At 55.0% G+C, this 21207-nt stretch carries 19 protein-coding genes; 9 read left to right on the forward strand and 10 right to left on the reverse strand.

All coding sequences use genetic code 11. The annotated features are described in order from the left end of the window. Window positions 1-105: 105 nt before the first annotated feature. The 4 genes from M0D42_RS11230 to M0D42_RS11245 are packed head-to-tail and all read right to left on the reverse strand — an operon-like array spanning window position 106 to window position 2789. Window positions 106-1137, reverse strand: coding sequence for a MaoC family dehydratase (locus M0D42_RS11230; protein ID WP_265018700.1), 1032 nt, complete (start codon window positions 1135-1137; stop codon window positions 106-108). A 1-nt stretch (window position 1138) separates the two neighbouring features. Beyond that, window positions 1139-1342, reverse strand: a complete 204-nt coding sequence (locus M0D42_RS11235) for a DUF1737 domain-containing protein (protein WP_265018701.1) — start codon at window positions 1340-1342, stop codon at window positions 1139-1141. A gap of 4 nt (window positions 1343-1346) precedes the next feature. Further along, the gene (locus M0D42_RS11240) at window positions 1347-1895 is read right to left on the reverse strand and encodes an NnrU family protein (RefSeq protein WP_265018702.1); all 549 of its coding nucleotides are present in this window, start codon (window positions 1893-1895) and stop codon (window positions 1347-1349) included. Window positions 1896-1934: 39 nt separating this feature from the next. Then, the gene (locus tag M0D42_RS11245) at window positions 1935-2789 is read right to left on the reverse strand and encodes an HpcH/HpaI aldolase/citrate lyase family protein (RefSeq protein ID WP_265018703.1); all 855 of its coding nucleotides are present in this window, start codon (window positions 2787-2789) and stop codon (window positions 1935-1937) included. Between the two features lie 292 nt (window positions 2790-3081). Here M0D42_RS11245 and M0D42_RS11250 point away from each other — a divergent pair, with 292 nt between their 5' ends. The 7 genes from M0D42_RS11250 to lpdA all read left to right on the forward strand — a co-directional run bounded on the left by M0D42_RS11250 (window position 3082) and on the right by lpdA (window position 13183). Further along, complete coding sequence (locus tag M0D42_RS11250; RefSeq protein ID WP_265021144.1) at window positions 3082-3348, forward strand: hypothetical protein; 267 nt, start codon at window positions 3082-3084, stop codon at window positions 3346-3348. A gap of 332 nt (window positions 3349-3680) precedes the next feature. Then, on the forward strand, window positions 3681-4643 hold the full coding sequence (gene mdh / locus M0D42_RS11255) for a malate dehydrogenase (RefSeq protein ID WP_265018704.1): 963 nt from the start codon (window positions 3681-3683) through the stop codon (window positions 4641-4643). Window positions 4644-4904: 261 nt separating this feature from the next. Next, window positions 4905-6098, forward strand: a complete 1194-nt coding sequence (gene sucC, locus M0D42_RS11260) for an ADP-forming succinate--CoA ligase subunit beta (protein ID WP_265018705.1) — start codon at window positions 4905-4907, stop codon at window positions 6096-6098. 4 nt (window positions 6099-6102) lie between these two features. Beyond that, window positions 6103-6984: a succinate--CoA ligase subunit alpha gene (gene sucD, locus M0D42_RS11265; RefSeq protein WP_265018706.1), complete on the forward strand. Its 882-nt coding sequence runs from the start codon at window positions 6103-6105 to the stop codon at window positions 6982-6984. Between the two features lie 102 nt (window positions 6985-7086). Next, window positions 7087-10044 (forward strand): 2-oxoglutarate dehydrogenase E1 component, encoded by a 2958-nt coding sequence (locus tag M0D42_RS11270; protein ID WP_265018707.1) that lies wholly within the window; start codon window positions 7087-7089, stop codon window positions 10042-10044. Window positions 10045-10049: 5 nt separating this feature from the next. Beyond that, on the forward strand, window positions 10050-11543 hold the full coding sequence (gene odhB, locus M0D42_RS11275) for a 2-oxoglutarate dehydrogenase complex dihydrolipoyllysine-residue succinyltransferase (protein WP_265018708.1): 1494 nt from the start codon (window positions 10050-10052) through the stop codon (window positions 11541-11543). A 245-nt stretch (window positions 11544-11788) separates the two neighbouring features. Continuing rightward, window positions 11789-13183 (forward strand): dihydrolipoyl dehydrogenase, encoded by a 1395-nt coding sequence (gene lpdA / locus M0D42_RS11280; protein WP_265018709.1) that lies wholly within the window; start codon window positions 11789-11791, stop codon window positions 13181-13183. A 192-nt stretch (window positions 13184-13375) separates the two neighbouring features. On the opposite strand, the gene M0D42_RS11285 is transcribed toward lpdA, so the two are convergent. After that, window positions 13376-13537 (reverse strand): hypothetical protein, encoded by a 162-nt coding sequence (locus M0D42_RS11285; RefSeq protein ID WP_265018710.1) that lies wholly within the window; start codon window positions 13535-13537, stop codon window positions 13376-13378. A gap of 82 nt (window positions 13538-13619) precedes the next feature. On the opposite strand from M0D42_RS11285, the gene M0D42_RS11290 reads away from it, so the two are divergent. After that, entirely contained in the window at window positions 13620-14435 is an 816-nt protein-coding gene (locus M0D42_RS11290) for a LysR family transcriptional regulator (RefSeq protein ID WP_265018711.1), read from the forward strand. Here the strand turns inward: M0D42_RS11290 and M0D42_RS11295 are convergent, their stop codons facing one another. From M0D42_RS11295 to M0D42_RS11310, 4 genes are read right to left on the reverse strand one after another with little or no spacing between them, the layout of a single operon-like run. Beyond that, complete coding sequence (locus M0D42_RS11295) at window positions 14436-15041, reverse strand: pyridoxamine 5'-phosphate oxidase family protein (RefSeq protein ID WP_265018712.1); 606 nt, start codon at window positions 15039-15041, stop codon at window positions 14436-14438. Further along, window positions 15019-15762, reverse strand: a complete 744-nt coding sequence (locus M0D42_RS11300) for a lysophospholipid acyltransferase family protein (protein ID WP_265018713.1) — start codon at window positions 15760-15762, stop codon at window positions 15019-15021. The genes M0D42_RS11295 and M0D42_RS11300 overlap by 23 nt, the downstream gene beginning before the upstream one ends. Then, window positions 15762-16667: a cell division protein FtsX gene (locus tag M0D42_RS11305; protein ID WP_265018714.1), complete on the reverse strand. Its 906-nt coding sequence runs from the start codon at window positions 16665-16667 to the stop codon at window positions 15762-15764. Before M0D42_RS11305 ends, M0D42_RS11300 begins: the two co-directional genes overlap by 1 nt. Next, window positions 16664-17341, reverse strand: coding sequence for a cell division ATP-binding protein FtsE (locus M0D42_RS11310; protein WP_265018715.1), 678 nt, complete (start codon window positions 17339-17341; stop codon window positions 16664-16666). Before M0D42_RS11310 ends, M0D42_RS11305 begins: the two co-directional genes overlap by 4 nt. Before the next feature lie 146 nt (window positions 17342-17487). Here M0D42_RS11310 and M0D42_RS11315 point away from each other — a divergent pair, with 146 nt between their 5' ends. Continuing rightward, window positions 17488-18612, forward strand: a complete 1125-nt coding sequence (locus M0D42_RS11315) for a zinc-ribbon domain-containing protein (RefSeq protein ID WP_265018716.1) — start codon at window positions 17488-17490, stop codon at window positions 18610-18612. A 30-nt stretch (window positions 18613-18642) separates the two neighbouring features. Here the strand turns inward: M0D42_RS11315 and M0D42_RS11320 are convergent, their stop codons facing one another. Next, a complete protein-coding gene (locus tag M0D42_RS11320; RefSeq protein ID WP_265018717.1) occupies window positions 18643-21207 on the reverse strand; it encodes a TIGR02302 family protein in 2565 nt (854 codons plus the stop codon).

A 21207-nucleotide genomic window follows, 5' to 3' on the forward strand; every position in this document is an offset into this window, starting at 1 on the left:
TTTCAGAACTGACCAAAATCTCAAAGGGTTCCGGTGCTGAACTTTATTTGACTCTAAATTCGCTTGAATAGTATCGATCCGGCGGGACCGACTAAACCTCTCCGATCAGAGAGGCATCAGCGCCCAATAGTCGAGATCAAGCAGCACCTCTGGCAGGTATTTACCATCCTCGCCTTTCAATTCGAAGGGCGCGCCGCCTTTAGTGGCCACCAACCGCAGACGGATCGCCCCTACGCCCGGAGCATTGGTCTCTGCCTTGTCCAAAACTTCAGTCCAAGCCCGGACCGTATTGCCAGACAGACATGGGTTCGCATGGGCGCCACCGTTCAAGCCAACAATCATCTGTGCATTTGCCAAACCATTGAAAGACAGGGTACGCGCCATAGAGATTACGTGGCCACCGTAAATCAATCGTGTGCCATCTGGACGAGCAGTGTTGTCAAAGTGAACCTTGGCTGTGTTTTGCCAAAGACGCGTGGCGATCATGTGCTCGGCTTCTTCAATCGTCACACCATCGACGTGATCGATGGTTTCGCCAACCTCATAGTCTCCCCAGCGATGCGCTTCGCCCGCCAGTTCAAAATCGTAGTTGGTGAAATCCAGCCCCTCTGGAATGACCAACTGATCCGCAGGGATAACTTTGTTCAGCTCAGGGATAACAGTTTCTGGCGCCGGAGCATCCAGATCGCGTTTGCGAACCATAACCCAGCGCACGTATTCCATCACGGTTTCACCATTTTGGTTCAACCCACGAGTACGCACGTAGACCACACCGGATTTGCCGTTGGAGTTTTGCTTGACCCCGATCACCTCGGACTCAGAGCGCAGAGTGTCGCCTTCATAAACCGGCTTCAACCACCGCCCTTCGGCATAGCCAAGGTTTGCAACGGCGTTCAAAGACACATCTGGAACGGTCTTACCAAAGACCACGTGAAACGCGATAAGATCATCCAAAGGTGCCTTAGGCAGACCAGACGCGCGCGCGAATTCATCAGAAGAATAAAGCGAGTGACGCGCTGGATAAAGCGCGTGATAAAGCGCGCGCTCGCCACCAGAAACGGTACGTGGCACGGCGTGTTTGATCACATCACCGACTTTATAGTCCTCGAAAAAACGGCCCGCGTTGGTCTTAGCCATTTCAGTGTGCTCCTAGCTTGGTATCTGGGGTGTAAGTGCCTTCAACCTCTTTCACCACGGCTTGTGCGCAGCGCATGACTCCCTTTGCAGAGTCAAACGCGTAGCTTGGATCGCCATGCAGCTCCCACCCCTTATTCAGGGCCTCGGTCACTTTGTGGCAGAAGGCGGATGTATCGTCTTCAGTAAGCAATCGATAAAGTTTCATTCCATCATCCTCCGAACGGGGTTAGCCCAAAGAACGTGTGTATGTAGCCAATCACACCAACCAACAAGATCGAGATTGCGAAAAACATGGCGTCTTTTGCGACTGTGCCTTTCGGGTTTGGTTCCCAATCTCCCTCGGCACGGTTGATGACAACGATCTCCAACAGAGCCCAAAGACCAATACCGCCAAACAGAACAAGAGACGCAAGATCTCCGTTCACCAGAAGGTGCGCAATGACCCATAGTATTGTGCCAGTCAGCATCGGGTGTCGAAGCTTATAAAAAATGGCGCCCTTCTTTGGGCCTGGGCTTGTGAAATAAAGGGCAAATACCATCAAAATGTTGTTCACAGGTGTCGACCAGCCGGTGCGATCCCAGAGGTGAGTGTAGTCTGCAGCTCGGTACCCGACTACCATCAGGGCAACGGCTCCAAATATCACCAATGCGACAAGGCCTTTTCCCTTGTCGCCCATTGGCCCTCGAAGACCAGGTGCCACGCGTTTGAACAAATGCGCAGCAACCCAAAGTCCTAATCCTATGACAAGCAGCGTCATGTGTGCGATCTCCAAATCAGAATGTAAATCGCGTTAACTTTAGCCACTAAATTCCGCAATTGCATCCGCTTTTGAGATTATTTCTCGTGCGGTAATAACATGCAGATTTTCAACGATTTTTCCATCCACGACCGCGATTCCAGACCCATCGCGTTCAGCTTCTTCGAAAGCTTCGATCTGGCGACGCGCCAAATCAACTTCTTCGTCAGAAGGGGCAAACACGTCATTCGCAACCGCTACCTGAGATGGGTGGATAAGAGTTTTACCATCAAAACCCATATCACGGCCCTGCTCACATTCGGCACGCAGACCTTCGTCATCTTTGAAGGCGTTATAAACACCATCCAGAATGACCAGACCCTGTGTTTTCGCGGCAAGCAGGCATAGGCCAAGGCTTGTCATCAAAGGCAGCCGATCTGCGCGGTGACGGGTCTGTAGATCCTTCGCCAGATCATTCGTGCCCATAACCATGCCAGAGATCAGCGGTGCGCGCGCAATTTCATAAGCATTCATCATGCCACGAGGCGTTTCCATCATCGCCCAGATCGGCGTGTTTCCAGAAATCTGGCGCAGCAGGTCCAATTGACCCGCGCTTTCAACCTTTGGCAAAAGCATCGCATCACAATCCATTCGCGATACGGCTTTGGCATCCTCACCACCCCAGCGTGTAGAGAGCTCGTTGATTCGAACAATTTTCATCTTCTTGCCAAATCCACCGGCAGCAAGAGTTTCTCCGAGAAGCTTGCGAGCATTCTTTTTCTCATTGGCTGCAACCGCATCTTCGAGGTCGAAGATGATCGCATCAACGGGCAACGATTTGGCTTTCTCCATGGCGCGCTCGTTAGAAGCCGGCACATAGAGAACGGAACGGTATGGTCTTGCACGATGGTTCATCAGATTCGCTCCAGCAATATAGTTGCGTGAATTACTGGCATTTTTTGCAAAAAGAATTCAAGCGCTATTTTGCTGCGATGCAGAAAGAGACCTAACGTCACAAAAACGCAAAATTCGATGTGAAAAACGATGCGAGCGGTCGGTTAACCACATATTTCGAGTTTATCCGGCATGATTTTCATCCAGCAGAGGTCCAAGCCTTTTGCACTGCAGCAAACACGTTTGGACCCGGAAAGGTGAAACCATGAAGGGACTTCAAAACAGTTTAACACTCGCGCTCACATCCATCCTGATGACAAATACAGTGCAGGCGCAAACCCAGCGCAATTGCGCCCCAAGGGCGACCGTTGTCGAAAGATTGGCACAGGGTTACGGCGAAACGCGCCAATCGATTGGTCTGGGACGCGACAATACAATGGTTGAAGTCTTTGCCAGTCTACAAAGCGGATCTTGGACCATCACCGTCACAACGCCCACTGGCCTGACTTGCTTAATCGCTTCAGGGCAAAGCTTTGAGCCTCTGGCGGAAGCTCTGCAGGTGCCAGACAAAGACGCTTAAGTCACGGTATTTAGCCCCACCTTCACATACATTCGAAGGCAATAAGACTTTATCTTCTCAATTAGAATCGCGTGCATTTGGGCAGTTGATCTTCGCCATTTTAGGCAATTTTGTGCGGCATTATGCGCTCAATTCATGCTGCGAGCGCAAAGAAAATGCGTCACGCAAGGTTCCTTAAAGTTAGCGCTAAAATGTATACAATAGTGCACAAAAATGCAGATCGCGCCAAATTTGACGGGTTTGCGACGCTCTGTCTTAGGCCAAAGTGCTTGCGCCGAGCCCGTTTATTCCTTACCCACTGGCGCAAATTTAACCGGATCGGAGATTTCCCAATGGCACGACCCAAGATCGCCCTTATCGGCTCAGGTCAGATCGGTGGCACCCTCGCGCACCTCGCAGCAATCAAAGAACTGGGCGACGTAGTTCTGTTCGACATCGCAGATGGCGTCCCTCAGGGTAAAGCGCTGGACATCGCAGAATCCGGCCCTTCCGAAGGTTTTGACGCGGCAATGTCCGGCACAACCGACTACGCTGATATCGCTGGTGCGGACGTTGTGATCGTGACCGCAGGTGTGCCTCGTAAGCCAGGCATGTCCCGCGACGACCTGCTGGGCATCAACCTGAAAGTCATGAAATCCGTTGGTGAAGGCATCCGCGACAACGCGCCAGACGCCTTCGTGATCTGCATCACCAACCCGCTGGACGCGATGGTTTGGGCTCTGCGTGAATTCTCTGGTCTGCCACACAACAAAGTTTGCGGCATGGCAGGTGTTCTGGATAGCGCACGTTTCCGCCACTTCCTGGCAGAAGAATTCAACGTTTCCATGCGCGACGTGACTGCCTTTGTTCTCGGTGGCCACGGCGACACAATGGTGCCTTCTGTACGTTACTCCACAGTTGCAGGTATCCCCCTGCCAGATCTGGTAGAGATGGGCTGGACCACTCAAGAGAAACTGGACGGCATCGTTCAGCGCACTCGCGACGGCGGTGCGGAAATCGTTGGCCTGCTGAAAACTGGTTCTGCTTACTATGCACCAGCAACTTCTGCGATCGAAATGGCGGAAGCCTATCTGAAAGATCAGAAGCGCGTTCTGCCATGTGCAGCATATGTTGATGGTGCTCTGGGTCTGGACGGCATGTATGTTGGCGTTCCGACCGTTATCGGCGCAAATGGCGTTGAGCGTATCGTTGACATCAAGCTGAACGACGAAGAGCAGGAAATGTTCACCGCATCTGTGAATGCGGTTAAAGGTCTGGTTGAAGCTTGCAAAGGCATCGACGAGTCACTGGCGTAATTCCAGCATCTTAATAAACAAAAGGCGTGGCTTCTGAGCTGCGCTTTTTATTTGAGCCATGGACGCGGCAATTCTGACTAGAATCTTAAGCTCCGGCCCATTCGAATCGCATTTTGCAGTCTCTATATCAATTTTGTGATCACACCTTTTTTGACTGTGATCACAAATGTCACTTTTTCCCCGAAAATTCCAAAAACCGCTTAGTTCGCTCAAAATTATAAGGCTATACCTGTCTCAACTGCAGCAATATGGGACAGTTTCATGAACATCCATGAATACCAGGCGAAGGCTCTACTTCGCTCTTACGGTGCCCCGGTTTCTGAAGGACGTGTTGTTCTGAAAGCCGAGGATGCCAAAACCGCAGCGGGCGAATTGGACGGACCTCTCTGGGTTGTCAAAGCGCAAATCCACGCTGGTGGCCGCGGCAAAGGCTCTTTCAAAGAAGCAGATGCTGGTGAAAAAGGCGGTGTGCGCCTGACCAAATCTGTTGAAGAAGCAGCAGAAGAAGCCAAGAAGATGCTCGGCCGCACACTGGTGACACACCAGACTGGCCCAGCAGGTAAGCAAGTGAACCGCATCTATATCGAGGCAGGTTCCGGCATCGAAACCGAACTCTACCTTGCACTGCTGGTTGACCGTCAGACATCTCGCGTGTCTTTCGTATGCTCCACAGAAGGCGGCATGGACATCGAAGAGGTTGCGGAAGCAACGCCTGAAAAGATCCTGTCATTCTCTGTTGATCCGGCAACTGGCTTCCAGCCATACCACGGTCGTCGCATCGCATTCTCTCTGGGCCTGAAAGGCGCACAGGTTAAGCAGTGCGTTAAGTTGATGTCCCAGCTCTACAAAGCCTTCATCGAGAAGGATATGGAGATGCTGGAAATCAACCCGCTGATCGTGACCGATGGCGGTGACCTGAAAGTTCTGGACGCGAAACTGGGCTTTGACGGCAACGCGGTTTACCGTCATCCAGACGTAGCAGAGCTGCGCGATGAAACCGAAGAAGATCCAAAAGAGCTTGAGGCGTCTAAGTACGACCTGAACTACATCGCTCTGGATGGTGAAATCGGCTGCATGGTGAACGGTGCGGGTCTGGCGATGGCCACCATGGACATCATCAAACTCTATGGTGCAGAGCCAGCAAACTTCCTTGACGTGGGTGGTGGCGCGACCAAAGAGAAAGTGACCGAAGCGTTCAAGATCATCACTTCTGATCCAAACGTTAAAGGCATTCTGGTCAACATCTTCGGCGGCATCATGCGCTGCGACGTGATCGCAGAGGGCGTTGTGGCCGCTGTGAAAGAAGTTGGTCTGCAAGTGCCGCTGGTTGTGCGTCTGGAAGGCACCAATGTGGAAGCCGGCAAAGACATCATCAACAACTCCGACGTTGACGTGATCGCGGCAGACAACCTGTCCGATGGCGCTGAGAAGATCGTCAAAGCGGTGAAAGGATAAGAAAATGGCCATTCTCGTAGACGAAAATACCAAAGTTATCTGTCAAGGTCTGACAGGTTCTCAAGGTACCTTCCACTCTGAACAAGCGATCGCTTACGGCACTAAAATGGTTGGTGGCGTGACACCAGGCAAAGGTGGTCAGGAACATTTGGGCCTGCCGATCTTTAACTCTGTGCACGAAGCAAAAGCGAAAACCGAAGCAAATGCTTCTGTGATCTATGTACCTCCTCCATTTGCGGCGGATTCCATTCTGGAAGCCATCGATGCGGAAATGGAACTGATCATCTGTATCACGGAAGGCATTCCTGTGCTGGACATGATGGCCGTGAAACGCGCGCTGGAGAACTCTTCCAGCCGTCTGATCGGTCCAAACTGCCCAGGTATCATCACACCTGACGCATGTAAGATCGGCATTATGCCAGGTCACATCCACAAGCGTGGCTCTGTGGGCGTTGTATCCCGCTCCGGTACGCTGACTTATGAAGCGGTGAAGCAAACCGCTGACATCGGTCTGGGCCAGTCCACTGCTGTGGGCATCGGCGGCGACCCGATCAAAGGCACAGAGCACATCGACGTGCTGGACATGTTCCTGGATGACGACGAAACCGAATCCATCATCATGATCGGTGAAATCGGCGGTTCTGCAGAAGAAGAGGCTGCGGAATTCCTGGCGGAGCAGAAGAAAAAAGGTCGTTGGAAACCAGTTGCTGGTTTCATTGCGGGCCGTACAGCCCCTCCAGGCCGCCGTATGGGCCACGCCGGTGCAATCGTTGCAGGCGGCAAAGGCGGTGCGGAAGACAAGATCGAAGCAATGAAGTCTGCGGGCATTGTTGTGGCTGACAGCCCAGCGGGCCTCGGCGAAGCGGTCTTGAAGGCCATCGGCTAATCGTATTTGAATTGGTGGCAGGCCGTATTCTCGGCCTGTCGCTTTAAGTCCGGCAAAAAGTCGGATGTAACAATGAAACCAAAATGGCCGGGAGTCTCCTCCATGACCGACCAATCCCCAAACGATATTTTCCACGCCTCCAGTTTTATGCAGGGGCATAACGCAGAGTACCTCGAACAGATGTACGCCCGTTATGCGAGTGACCCGAATGCAGTGGACGCAGCCTGGCAAGACTTTTTCAGTCAGCTGGGCGACGCAGAACTGGATGTAAAAGCAGAGGCAAGTGGCCCAAGCTGGGCACGCTCTGATTGGCCTCCTGCGCCAAACGATGACCTCACCGGTGCGTTGACAGGCGAATGGCCTGCCCCGGAAGAGGCGAAAGCGGCTGGCAAGAAGATCAAAGCCAAGGCCGAAGAAAAAGGTGTTGAGGTCTCTGACGAGGCAGTCAAACAAGCGGTGCTGGACTCGATCCGCGCCCTTATGCTGATCCGCGCCTATCGTATTCGCGGCCACCTGGTTGCCGACCTTGATCCGCTGGGCATGCGGGATCAGACGCCACATCCCGAGCTGGATCCGGCCTCTTACGGCTTTAGCGGCGCTGATATGGATCGCCCGATCTTTATCGACAACGTTCTGGGTCTGCAGATCGCAACCATGCGCCAGATCCTAGAGATCGTGAAGCGCACCTATTGCGGCACCTTTGCCTTGCAGTACATGCACATTTCCAATCCAGAAGAATCCAGCTGGTTGAAAGAACGCATTGAAGGGTTCGATAAGGAAATCACCTTCACCCGAGAGGGCCGCAAGGCGATCCTGAACAAGATGGTCGAGGCAGAAGGCTTCGAAAAGTTTCTCCACGTTAAATACATGGGGACTAAGCGCTTTGGTCTTGATGGTGGTGAATCTCTGATCCCGGCAATGGAACAGATCATCAAGCGCGGTGGCGCGCTTGGCGTGAAAGACATCGTGGTTGGCATGCCGCACCGTGGTCGCTTGAATGTTCTGGCAAACGTGATGGCGAAACCCTACCGCGCGATCTTCAACGAATTCCAAGGCGGCTCTTTCAAGCCAGAGGAAGTCGACGGTTCCGGTGACGTTAAATATCACTTGGGTGCATCGTCTGACCGCGAGTTTGATGGTAACAACGTTCACTTGTCTCTGACAGCGAACCCGTCCCACCTTGAGGCCGTTAACCCGGTTGTCCTTGGTAAAGTACGCGCCAAGCAGGACCAGCTGAGCGACGAAGAACGCACAGCTGTGATGCCAATCCTTCTGCACGGTGACGCGGCCTTTGCTGGTCAGGGTGTTGTGGCAGAATGTTTCGCGCTTTCAGGCCTGCGCGGTCACAAGACCGGCGGCACCATGCATATCGTTGTGAACAACCAGATCGGTTTCACCACAGCGCCGCACTTCTCGCGCTCTTCCCCATATCCAACCGACAACGCCTTGGTTGTGGAAGCGCCTATTTTCCACGTGAACGGCGATGACCCGGAAGCGGTTGTACACGCGGCGAAAGTGGCGACGGAGTTCCGTCAGAAGTTCCAGAAAGACGTTGTGATCGACATCTTCTGCTACCGCCGCTTTGGTCACAACGAAGGCGACGAGCCGATGTTCACCAACCCGGTGATGTACAAGAAGATCAAGGGTCACAAGACCACCTTGTCTCTGTACACAGAGCGTCTGGTCAAAGACGGTCTGATCCCGGAAGGTGAAATCGAAGACATGAAAGCCGCTTTCCAGGCGAAGATGAACGAAGAGTTCGAAGCCGGGAAAGAGTTCAAGCCAAACAAGGCTGACTGGCTGGATGGCAAGTGGTCTCACCTCGACAAGAACAACGAGGACTATCAGCGTGGCGAAACCGCCATTAAGAAAGAGACCTTTAATGAGGTCGCAAACGCGCTGACCACCGTGCCAGAGGGCTACCCTCTGCACAAAACCATCGGCCGTTTCTTGGACAACCGCCGCAAAGCTCTGACCGAGGGCGAAGGCATTGACTGGGCAACCGGTGAAGCCATGGCGTTTGGCTCATTGCTGACCGAAGGCTACCCAGTTCGCCTGGCAGGTCAGGATGCGACACGCGGCACCTTCTCGCAACGCCACTCCGGCATTGTGAACCAGGAAAGCGAAGGGCGTTACTATCCGCTGAACAACATCCGTGCAGGTCAGGCTCAGTATGAAGTCATCGACTCGGCCCTGTCCGAATATGCGGTGCTTGGCTTTGAATACGGCTACTCGCTGGCAGAACCAAACGCGCTGACGCTCTGGGAAGCGCAGTTCGGTGACTTCGCCAACGGTGCGCAGATCATGTTTGACCAGTTCATCAGCTCTGGTGAAAGCAAATGGCTGCGGATGTCTGGTTTGACTGTTCTTCTACCGCACGGCTTTGAAGGTCAGGGCCCAGAGCACTCCTCTGCACGTCTGGAACGTTTCTTGCAGATGTGTGGTGGTGACAACTGGATCGTTGCGAACTGTACAACGCCTGCAAACTACTTCCACATCCTGCGTCGTCAGCTGCACCGCAGCTTCCGTAAGCCGCTCATTCTGATGACACCGAAATCCCTGCTGCGCCACAAGCTGGCGGTCAGTAAGGCCGAAGAGTTCACAGATGGGTCCAGCTTCCACCGCGTTCTGTGGGACGATGCGCAACACGGCAACAGCGACACCAAATTGGTGGCAGATGACAAGATCAAACGCGTCGTCATGTGTTCCGGTAAGGTCTATTTCGACCTTCTGGAAGAGCGTGACGCTCGTGGCATCGATGATGTCTACCTGCTGCGGATCGAACAGTTCTACCCATTCCCTGCGATCTCTGCGGTGAAGGAACTGGAGCGCTTCAAACAGGCCGAGATGGTCTGGTGTCAGGAAGAGCCAAAGAACCAAGGTGCCTGGTCCTTCATTGAACCAAACATCGAATGGGTTCTGGGTCGCATCAAAGCAAAACACACACGTCCGATCTATGCGGGTCGCGCAGCTTCTGCGTCGCCAGCGACTGGTCTGGCGAGCCAACACAAAGCACAACAAGAAGCGCTGGTCGACGCCGCGCTGACCATTGAAGGGTAATAAGAATGACCTCTGAAGTACGTGTCCCTACTCTGGGCGAAAGCGTGACCGAAGCCACCGTTGCAACCTGGTTCAAAAAGCCGGGCGATGCGGTTGCCGTGGATGAAATGCTCTGCGAGCTGGAAACCGATAAGGTGACAGTCGAAGTGCCAGCGCCAGCGGCAGGCGTGATGGGCGAAATCGTAGCGGCGGAAGGCGACACTGTTGGTGTTGATGCTCTGCTCGCAACTATCGTCGCAGGTGAAGGCGCAGCCCCTGCATCAGCGGCAGCGGCTCCTGCAGCAGAAGCAGCGCCAGCCGCTTCCGGCGCATCTGTCGACGTCATGGTGCCAACACTTGGTGAATCCGTAACCGAAGCGACCGTCTCCACATGGTTCAAAGCCGTAGGCGACTCTGTCGCGCAGGACGAGATGCTCTGTGAGCTGGAAACCGACAAGGTCTCTGTCGAAGTCCCTGCCCCGGCAGCGGGTGTTCTCACCGAGATCATCGCAGCCGAAGGCGCAACTGTTGATGCAACGGCTAAACTGGCGGTTCTGTCCTCTGGCGGCGCAGCGGCAGCGGCTCCTGCCCCAGCTGCGGCAGCACCTGCAGCGGCGACAACCGGCAAAGACGTTGAAAACGCCCCGTCCGCCAACAAGCTGATGGCGGAAAAAGGCATCGACGCGTCTCGGGTTCAAGGCTCTGGCCGCGACGGTCGCATCATGAAAGAAGACGTGCTGAAAGCAGCAATTGCACCTGCAGCGGCGGCAGCCCCTGCCCCAGCAGCCGCACCACGCGCGCCTGTGTCAGCAGACGATGCCTCCCGCGAAGAGCGTGTGAAGATGACACGTCTGCGCCAGACTATCGCGAAACGCCTGAAGGACTCTCAGAACACTGCCGCGATGCTTACCACCTACAACGAGGTCGACATGACCGAGGTGATGGCGCTGCGCAACGAATACAAAGACCTGTTCCAGAAGAAACACGGCGTGAAGCTTGGCTTTATGTCCTTCTTCACCAAGGCCTGTGTACATGCTTTGAAAGAAGTGCCTGAAGTGAACGCAGAGATCGACGGCACAGACATCGTCTACAAGAACTTCGTGCACATGGGCATCGCCGCCGGCACACCAACTGGTCTGGTTGTGCCTGTGATCCGCGACGCAGACAGCATGTCCTTTGCTGAGATCGAAAAAGCGATCGCCGAAAAAGGTGCGCGCGCACGCGACGGCAAACTGTCTATGGCAGAAATGCAGGGCGGTTCCTTCACTATCTCTAACGGCGGTGTCTACGGTTCCCTGATGTCTTCCCCGATCCTGAACCCTCCGCAGTCCGGTATCCTCGGCATGCACAAGATTCAGGACCGTCCAATGGTTGTGAACGGTGAGATCGTGATCCGTCCGATGATGTATCTGGCCCTGTCATATGACCACCGGATCGTGGACGGCAAAGGCGCAGTGACCTTCCTTGTGCGCGTGAAAGAAGCGCTGGAAGACCCACGTCGACTGCTGATGGATCTGTAATATGAGCAAGGGTACTCAACCTAATAGGATGAGTGCCAGACTCGTCGGGAAGCAGATTGAAGAAGTTAGGCAGAATTCAGATGCCACTTTCGAAATCAGTTTCACCGACGGCGCCTCTCTATTTCTAACTTCCCTCCCAATTGATGGCGGAATTATCGAAGCGAGTCTGCTAGATGACTCTGATCTGAATCCGCCAAGAAAGTAGCCCAATAGGGCTTGACGAGCATTGAGAATAGGAACTCAAAATGTCCCAATATGACGTCATCATCATCGGCGCTGGCCCTGGCGGCTATGTATCCGCTGTGCGCTGCGCCCAGCTGGGCCTGAAAACCGCTATCGTGGAAGGCCGCGAGACCCTCGGCGGCACTTGCCTCAACGTCGGCTGTATCCCGTCCAAGGCGCTCTTGCACGCGACACACCTGCTGCACGAAGCAGAGCACAACTTCGCGGGCATGGGTCTGAAGGGCAAATCGCCTTCCGTCGACTGGAAACAGATGCTGACCTACAAAGATGAGGTCATCGGCCAGAACACCGGCGGCGTTGAGTTCCTCATGAAGAAGAACAAGATCGACTGGTTGAAAGGCTGGGCGAGCATCCCTGCGGCGGGCAAGGTCACTGTGGGCGACACCACTTATGAGACCAAGAACATCGTGATTGCCTCTGGCTCCATCCCGTCTTCTTTGCCGGGTGTCGAGGTCGACAATGACGCGGGTGTGGTTGTGGACAGCACAGGCGCTCTGGAACTGAAAAAGATTCCAAAGAAAATGACGGTGATCGGCGCGGGCGTGATTGGTCTGGAACTGGGTTCCGTCTACGCACGTCTTGGCTCTGAAGTGACTGTCGTTGAATACATGGACGCGGTGTGCCCAGGCATGGACAAAGACGTGCAGCGCACTTTCAAGCGTATCCTTGAAAAGCAGGGCCTCAAGTTCATCATGGGCGCGGCTGTGCAGGGCGTGGATGCAACCAAAACCAAAGCCAAGGTCAAATACCAGCCTAAGAAAGGCGGCGATGAGGAAGTCATCGACGCGGATGTGGTTCTGGTGGCAACAGGCCGCAAGCCATATGCCGAAGGTCTGGGTCTGGACGCGCTCGGCGTGAAGATGACCGAACGCGGTCAGATCGCTGTGGATGCACATTGGGCAACCAACGTTCCGGGTATCTATGCCATCGGTGACGTGATCGAAGGCCCGATGCTGGCGCATAAAGCCGAAGACGAAGGCATGGCAGTCGCAGACGTGATCAAAGGCAACCACGGCCACGTAAACTACGGCGTCATTCCGGGTGTTGTTTACACCACTCCTGAAGTGGCGACCGTGGGCCAAACCGAAGACGCGCTGAAAGCAGCGGGCCACAAGATCAAGGTTGGCAAGTTCTCCTTCATGGGCAATGGCCGCGCAAAGGCCGTTGGCCAAGCGGATGGCTTCGTGAAGCTCATCGCTGACAAAGAGACCGATCGTGTGCTTGGCGCAGCCATCATCGGCCCGGCAGCAGGTGACATGATCCACGAGATCTGTGTCGCTATGGAGTTCGGTGCGTCTGCTCAGGACATCGCCCTGACCTGCCACGCCCACCCGACCTACTCTGAAGCGGTCCGCGAAGCTGCGCTGGCCTGTGGTGACGGTCCCATCCACGCGTAACCACTGGTACAATCAAAACAAAAAGAAGGCGGCCTTAGGGCCGCCTTTTTAGTCTGGGTTCTCAGGGGTTACGCGGAACGGCAGTGGGTTTCTGCACAGTCGCAGCTGCCGCTCCGCAAAAGGCTGTAAAGCCTAGGCGCGCATCGGGGGGTGCGCTTAGCCAAATGTAGGGACCGCGATCGGATATTTCTCTTAACGTCGCTTCACGAATACGTGGGCAGCAAAGAAGAGCCGCAAACGCTGAAACGGCTTTATCGGTTTGGCTTTCTTGAGCGCCCCGAAATGCGCGATCTCCTTTTGATATTCCGACTGTTCACATTTCTTCTTCCTCGGCAGCGGCAGTATCGGCATCATCTGATCTCTCCTCTTCATCCTGACCTCCATCCTGCCGAAACCGAAGCTTGACAAAAATGGAACAAAATGAAGTGATCATTTCATGAATGAAACGAACCTAAATTGGGATGATCTGCGACTTTTCCTGGAAGTTGCGCGTGCAAGTGGGCTGGCTCCTGCTGCGGACCGGACAGGCAAGAGTTCTGCCACCCTTGGACGCAGGCTTCTCGCGCTTGAGACTGCGATGGGACAAGAACTGGTCCAGCGTCACGCGCGCGGATACACGCTGACAGCGCAGGGCGAGGCCCTCATGCGGCGCGCAGAAGCCATTGAAAGCCAGATCACTCAGGCGACGCAAAGTGAGGGTGCCGCGCAGCGACCCATCGTGAAACTATCGGCGGGAACTTGGATGGCCCGCTATTTGGCGATGCACATCAATCAGTTGGTGTTTCCCGACGATCAGCTGAGGCTGCGTTTTGTCTCTACGGAAGAGAAGCTGGATTTCAACCACCGTGAAGCTGTCATTGGCATTCGCAATCAGCGCCCCACAGAAGTCGCTCTGGCGGCTCAAAAAGTTGGCCGTGTGCATTTCGCGGCCTATGCCAGCGCGCCCGATCTTACGACATGGGTTGGTGTGGAAGTGGAGACCCCCTCGGCGCGCTGGGTCAGAGCTAATAAAGCGGATCGGATAAGGGTTGAAGCCAACACACCTATAATGGCGCTTGAATTGGCCAAGGCAGGCGCAGGTTGCATTGTCTTGCCGGAACGCATTGGTGAAGCGGAAGAAGGTCTAAAGCGGATCTCTGGCACAATTGAAGAGCTGAGCCATGATCAATGGCTGGTTTCACATCACGAGGATCGAAACGCTCCGCATGTACGCAAAGTCTTGAACCGGGTGCGTACCTTGCTCACGCAGTAATCACCACATGGTCTTAGCAGCCCGAGCGCCCCATTCTGCATCGTAGCGCTCACCACCCTCTGCACCATCTGTCTGCTCGGCGAGGATTTCACCAACCGTTGGCAATGTGCCACTCTCGTCTTCTCCGCTCCAGGTGCGAGCGCGCATCAAAGCGCGGGCACATTGACTGTAGACCTCATGAATCTCAATCACGATTACAGAGCGCGGCTGTTTGCCTTTGAATTCAAACTGAGCACGTAGGTCGTCATCAACGGTGACATGGGCGCGCCCGTTCACACGCACCACATTGTTGGAGCCGGGCACCAGAAACATCAGAGATATCCTCGGATCGCGCACAATGTTGCGCAGCGTGTCGATGCGATTGTTGCCATGCCAATCGGGCATCGCGAGTGTTTTGGGATCAAGCTCAGTCACCACCGGGCCATCATCTCCACGCGGGCTTCCATCGGTCCCTTCTGGGCCAACGGTACTCACCATACAAAGCCGAGAGGTCATGATCCATTTGCGATAAAGCGGGGTGAGCTGCTGCGCGACCTTTCGGATCGAGGCCACGCCGGGAGTACCGTAGTGGTTTTCTAGCTCTTCAACCGTTTTGAGGAACTGCATTCAGATTAAACCCCGCCTCTGTCATCAGAGCGTTTGAACGCTCTTCCACTTGGCTCTCAAGCTGCGTCATGAAGAGTTTTTGTTCAAGCCCTGCTGGGATCGGATCAAGGTATTCAATCACCGCATGACCTCGTTTACGCAGGATACCGCGTTTGGGCCAGAAGACCCCGACGTTGGTCGCCGCAGGGACGCAGGTTTGGCCAAGTTGTTGGTACAGAACATATGTGCCGACTTTATCAGGCCTGTCAGCGCCGGGCGCGACACGCGTACCTTGTGGGTAGATGATCAGCTGACCGGGGTGCACAGCACCACGCAGGACATCCTGAGCCATTTTTTTAATCGCCTTGCCGCGTTTGCCACGGTTCACCGGGACGCACCCGATACGCCACGCATATTGGCCAAGGATCGGCGCGAACATAAGTTCGCGCTTCATGATGAACTTACCGGATGGCAAACTGCCCATCAGCATGATGATGTCCAGAAAGCTTTGGTGTTTGGAGGCAACAATGACGTTGCCCTCCGGTGGTGTGCCACGGACTTCAGATGTAAGTCCAACCATCCAACTCAGAGTCCAACGAACCCACCAGCAATATACCTTCATGCTACGGATCGCGATGTCGCGGCTGAGCAGGGACGGAATAAAACAGATAACCCCCATCAAGAACATCATCAGATACATTTGAATGATGAACAGAAGCGAACGCACCCATTGTAAAGCCATCAGCGAAGCTCCCGGAGTGTGCGGCGTGCTGCGACGCCGGTAGAGACATAGCCAACTACAGCAGCCAATAGCGGGATCATCAGCAACCAGGCAGCACTCAGCCCTTGGAAGCCAAGCCCGGTCAGGAAGCCGCCCTGCTCCTGCGCGGCAGGCAGAATGAGGACAGCTAGGAAACCGACCGCAGAGCCAATTGCGGCACCAGCCAAAGCGCGCAGTGTGAAGCGGCGCACGAAGGCTTTGGCGATGTAGCTGTCTTGAGCACCAACAAGTCTTAGAACCGCAATGATCTTTGCGTTTGCAGCCAGCGCAGCCTGAGCCGCGAGGGTGATCATCGCCGCCGTGACGAGCGCGATCAGCCCGATCGAGAGCAGCCCCAACAATCGCAAGCGTCCCGCAGCCTGCTGAAGGGGTTTGCGCCATCTGACGTGGTCATCAAGAATGGCTCCAGGAACCTCGGCTTGTAGTCGCAGCCGAAGCCCTGCTGCGTCATATCCTTCTGCGGTTTCTTCAATTGTGATCAACTGAGGGATCGGAAGGTCCTCTACCGGCAAATCAGGGCCAAACCACGGAGCCAAAAGCGCTCGTTGGTCTTCAGAAGACATCGCCTCAGCCCGAGCAATACCTGGCGTTGTTTGAAGCACATTCAATGCGGCAGCGGTCTGAGCTGCCATTTGCTCAACTGGTGCCGAAATGCGCAGCGTCGAACTTTGCGCCAACTCCTGCCCCCAACGATGCGCCAATCGCCCTGAGGCCAAAGAAAGCGCAATCGCAAAGACCGCGAGGAAGGCCATGGCGGCTGATGCAAACAAAGTGAGGCGCGCCGTAAAACCTGTCGGCGGGACCATGCGATCTGCCTGAGCATCACCGACGATAACTGAGATGATATTTGAGAGAGCGGTCTTCATGGATCTGCCCCCGCCAATTGAACCTGACGATTTGCAATCCGCAGAACACGTGCCTGAACCTTCGTTTTCGCCGCGCGGATCAAGTTCATGTCATGGGTGGCAATCATCACGGTCTTGCCCATTTTATTGAGCTCGATCAGCAGCTGCAGCAGGCGCTGGGACATTTCCCAATCGACATTACCAGTCGGTTCATCCGCCAGAACAATATCAGGCGACATGATGACCGCCCGAGCCAGAGCCGCACGCTGACGTTCACCACCGGACAGTTCTGGCGGCAATGCCTTGGCACGTTTCTTAAGACCGACCCATGACAGGAGTTCTTTAAGATTGGCCACCTGTTCCAAATCGTTGCGATCTGAAACGGTCAGAGGCAGAGCCACATTGTCTGCAAGCGGGAGATGGTCCAGAAAGTGGCAATCCTGATGCACAACGCCAATCCGGCGGCGCGCCATAGCGTGATCATCGCGGCTCATACCGCGAATGTCTTTGCCAAAGAGCGTGGTTTGCCCAGCCGTTGGCGTCAGCTCTCCGTAACAAAGTTTGAGGAACGTGGTTTTGCCCGCACCAGATGGTCCGGTCAGGAAATAAAACCCACCCGGCTCAATCGCCAAATCAATGTCGCTTAGCAATTCCCCGCCGCCATAACTGTAGGCGACGTTGTTCAACTCAATCACAGAGGGCCTCAATCACAATTTGCCCTGTTGTGCCGCAGCATCGCTCTGGTTGCAATATTGGCAAGGCCGCCTTTGCACTTTCCCGCGCGCCCATTCCACAATATGTTGTGTAAAAGACCATGGGATAACTGAGGTTGTAGGGGTATATGCGGTTAACTTGTCCAAATTGCGATGCGCAATACGAAGTGCCTGACGACGTGATTCCTCAAGATGGTCGAGATGTTCAATGCTCCAACTGCGGAAATACATGGTTCCAAGCGCACCCTGATCATGCGGTCGAGGTTGTGGACGATCCCGAAGCACCAGAGCCCGATGCCGAGTGGACGCCTGAGGTTACAGAAGATGAACCGCTACAAGAAGTGGTTGCTGATAGCTCAGACGACATAGATGAGACGGAGAGTTCGGGCCCGGTAACCATGTCATCTGATGCGCCCGATGAGGTGCTTGCCGCAGCCGTAAAAGCCGCCATCCGTCGCGCTAAGCCGACACAGGATGTTGAAGATCCTGATGATGAACCGCAAGAGGAGCCCTCCTCCGTTGCGGCAGAACACGAAGAACACAGCTTCGAGGACGACCTCGATGCCAGCTTGAATGAGCTGGAAGACGTGGCAGATGAGACCGAAGAGGCAGAAGAAGACGCCGAAGACAGCGTATATTTTGATGCCTCTGAAGACGAAGACGAATCCACTGAGGAGGTCTCTTCTGAGGAACCCAAGCGCCGCACTATAGACCCTACAGTAGCCAACATTCTTCAAGAGGAAGCCGCGCTAGAAGCCGAAAGGCGTGCTGAAGACAGTTCTTTAGAAAGCCAGCCAGACCTTGGACTTGAAGAAAGCCAGGATGATGCTGCCAAACGCGCGCGACAGGCGCGTGAGCGCATGGCACGTATGCGTGGCCTGCCCGCCGATTCTATCGACAAACCCGTCGAACCTATCCCTGCAAATTCCCGCCGCGATCTTCTGCCGGACATCGAAGAAATCAATTCGACGCTGCGCGCCACCGAAGATCGCGCGCCTGATGAGCAACCAGACGGCCGCCCAACGGCCAACCAGCGTCGCGCTGGTGGCAACCGCATTGGCTTTGCCATGGCGCTCCTACTGATTGGTCTCTTTGCCTATGTCTACAACCGCCCTGAAGTTGTGAGTGCAACGATTCCAGGATCTGAAAACGTCGTGGCTGGCTTTGTCAATTTCGTAGATAACGCCCGCATTTGGCTTGATTCACAAATGACCAAGCTGATGCTCTGGTTGGATAGTCTGTCCTCTGAGTAACCGGCATTGCAGCCCGGAAGGGCAATCGTGTCAGAACCGATCCAGAAGACGTTTGAGATAATTGCGTTCGATCTCAGGACGTTCGCTCTCGCCCGCTCGACGGCGAATTTCGTCCAGCAAGTCACGCGCACGGCGATACACATCTTCACCCTGCAATAGCCCTTGCTCCGTGCCCGGCATCCCCTGCTGACCGGGGTTACGCCCCAGTGGATCACGTGCCGAACCTTGATTGTTCTGCGCCTGACCTTCCTGACCTGAATTCTGCTGGTTCTGTGCCAAGGCCTCGCCGAGGCTGCGCATGCCTTCTCTGAGGGCTTCCATCGCTTCTGATTGCTGGTCGATGGCCTCAGCCAGATCATCATTGCGCAGCGCGTCTTCTGCGCCATCCATCGCTTCACCTGCGCGCCCCAAGGCCTCGCGTGCGGCATCACCTTCCGGTGTGCCCTGCCCGGGCAGGTTTTGCTGCTGGCGCTGGAGTTCCTGACGCAGGGCCTGCTGACGATCCGCCAGCGTGCCTTCGAGGCCTTGTCCGTCCTGACCTTCGGCCCCTTCGCCTTCACCTGATCCCGTGCCCCCGGTGCCATCATGTGATTGCCCACGACCTTCACCGCCAGAGAACCCCTCGTTTTCGGAACTCTGGCCCGATTGGGCATTAGGATTGAATTGTTCTTGGAGCTCTCGGAAGGCTTGATCGCTCAATCCTTGTTGCTCACGCAGGGTTTCGCCAAGCTCACCCAGCGCTTGTTCACCGGCGGATTGCTGACCTTGTCCGCCCTGCGTCACCCGCATGTTCTCCATCATGCGCTGGAATTCTTCCAAGGCCTGCTGCGCTTCTGCCATCCGGCCCTGTTCCATCAGCTCTTGGATGCGATCCATCATGCGCTGCAGGTCATTCTGGGTCATCTGGATACTGTTCTGAGCCTGTTGCTGATCACGTGAGAACTCTTCGCTCTGATTGTTCTGCTGCGCGAGTTGGCGCATGTAATCCTGCGTGGCTTCGCGCAGTTCCTGCATCAGTCGCGCGATCTCCTCAGGCGTCGCGCCGTTCTTCATGGCTTCCGACAACCGTTCGCGCGCGCGTTCCATCCGCTCGCGCGCATCATCCAAATCGCCCTCTTCCAGCTCAATCGCAAAGGCCCAGAGTTCTTCAGCGATTTCATCGCGATCCGCTTCAGGTAAGCCCTCAGGGATGGCTCTCTCCAGATGACGCAAAATAGTGCGCAATCTCAGATAGTCTTTGTCTTTGCGAAAGATGCCTTCATCTGGTCTGTGAGAGATGGCACGCATCAATTGTGCAACACGAGGACCGTTTTCACGAGACCACAGCAAATCGCGGCGCAGTTCCACCAGAGCATTCGCGATAGGGTCAAAGAAGCGTCGGGCTGGCAGATCGAAATTCACCTGATATGGCACGCTGAGCTGATCCGCTGCATCACGAACCTGCAACGTAACTTCAACTGGCAAATGCGCCCAAGGATGGGCAGAGAAATCATCTATCAGAGTTTCATCAAAGTCATGTCGTTTACCGGTAATCGGCAAGGGTAATTGCAGATCAATGGCGGTCAGATCTTCGGGTTCCGGTGCAAGACCGTGGATCCGATTAACCTCCTCCACGTTCAACAGGACCTTAGCGGTCCCATCGACGACCTCGTAGTCATCGGTCGCTGAAAACGGCAGGCTCATTTCCCCGCGCCCAGAAGTTTCGACCTCGCCTACAAAGGTCAGTTCGGGTACGTCGTCAGGTATCAAAGTCACATCCCAACGACGACCACCAGTCCCGGCAATCTCCAGTTCCCCATCTTGTCGAAGCAAAAACGCCTGCGCAGGATCGGCAGCACTTGGCACTTCAGTCCGAGCCGAAACGGTTTCGCTCAAGGTCAGTGCGCCAATTTCACCATACAGGCGGACGGTAACCTGACTGTTTTGCGGAATCTCAAGCACGCCAGATGGCAGGTCATTCAAATAGAGCGTCGGCAGTCCGGTGTAATTGGGTGGTGTTATCCACCCTTCCCATGACGCCTGCGCGATCAGTGGCGATGACGCTCCGGGTGCCATAGCTGACACACTACCCATACGGCTCACACTGCCAAACATCAGCCCAATACACAGCAACAAAAGCGCCGTGAACCTCAGTCCGAAGGGGTCGAGGTGTGATATCACCCAGTTGGGCCTTGGCGCGCGCGCTTTGGCTGCCTTTTCCGCCATACGCGCCTGGTGCGCTTTCCAGATAGCCGCCGTCGCTGGGTCTGCCTGACCCAATGCGGGTTGATCCATCAGTGTCTGAACAGGGCGTCCGGGCAGCGTGTCGTCCAACCGGATGAGAGCATCTTCTCGACTAGGCAGTGATATCTGCCGCGCACCACGCCAGATAAAAAACAACAGTCCGGCAAGGCAAAACACGCCAGTGACCCAAACGACTTCAACTGAAGCGGCGTCTTGAACACCCATCATCAGAGCAGCGGAAACCACGAATATCAGAGACCAGACGGGCCAGAAGGCACGAATCAAGCGCTCAGATAACAGGCCCAGTCGCGTGAGCGACAAAACCCAACTCAGTTTATTCAGGACAGCTTTCGCACGGTCAGCCTGTGCCAT

The organism is Cognatishimia activa, from assembly GCF_026016445.1.
GTDB lineage: Bacteria > Pseudomonadota > Alphaproteobacteria > Rhodobacterales > Rhodobacteraceae > Cognatishimia > Cognatishimia activa_B.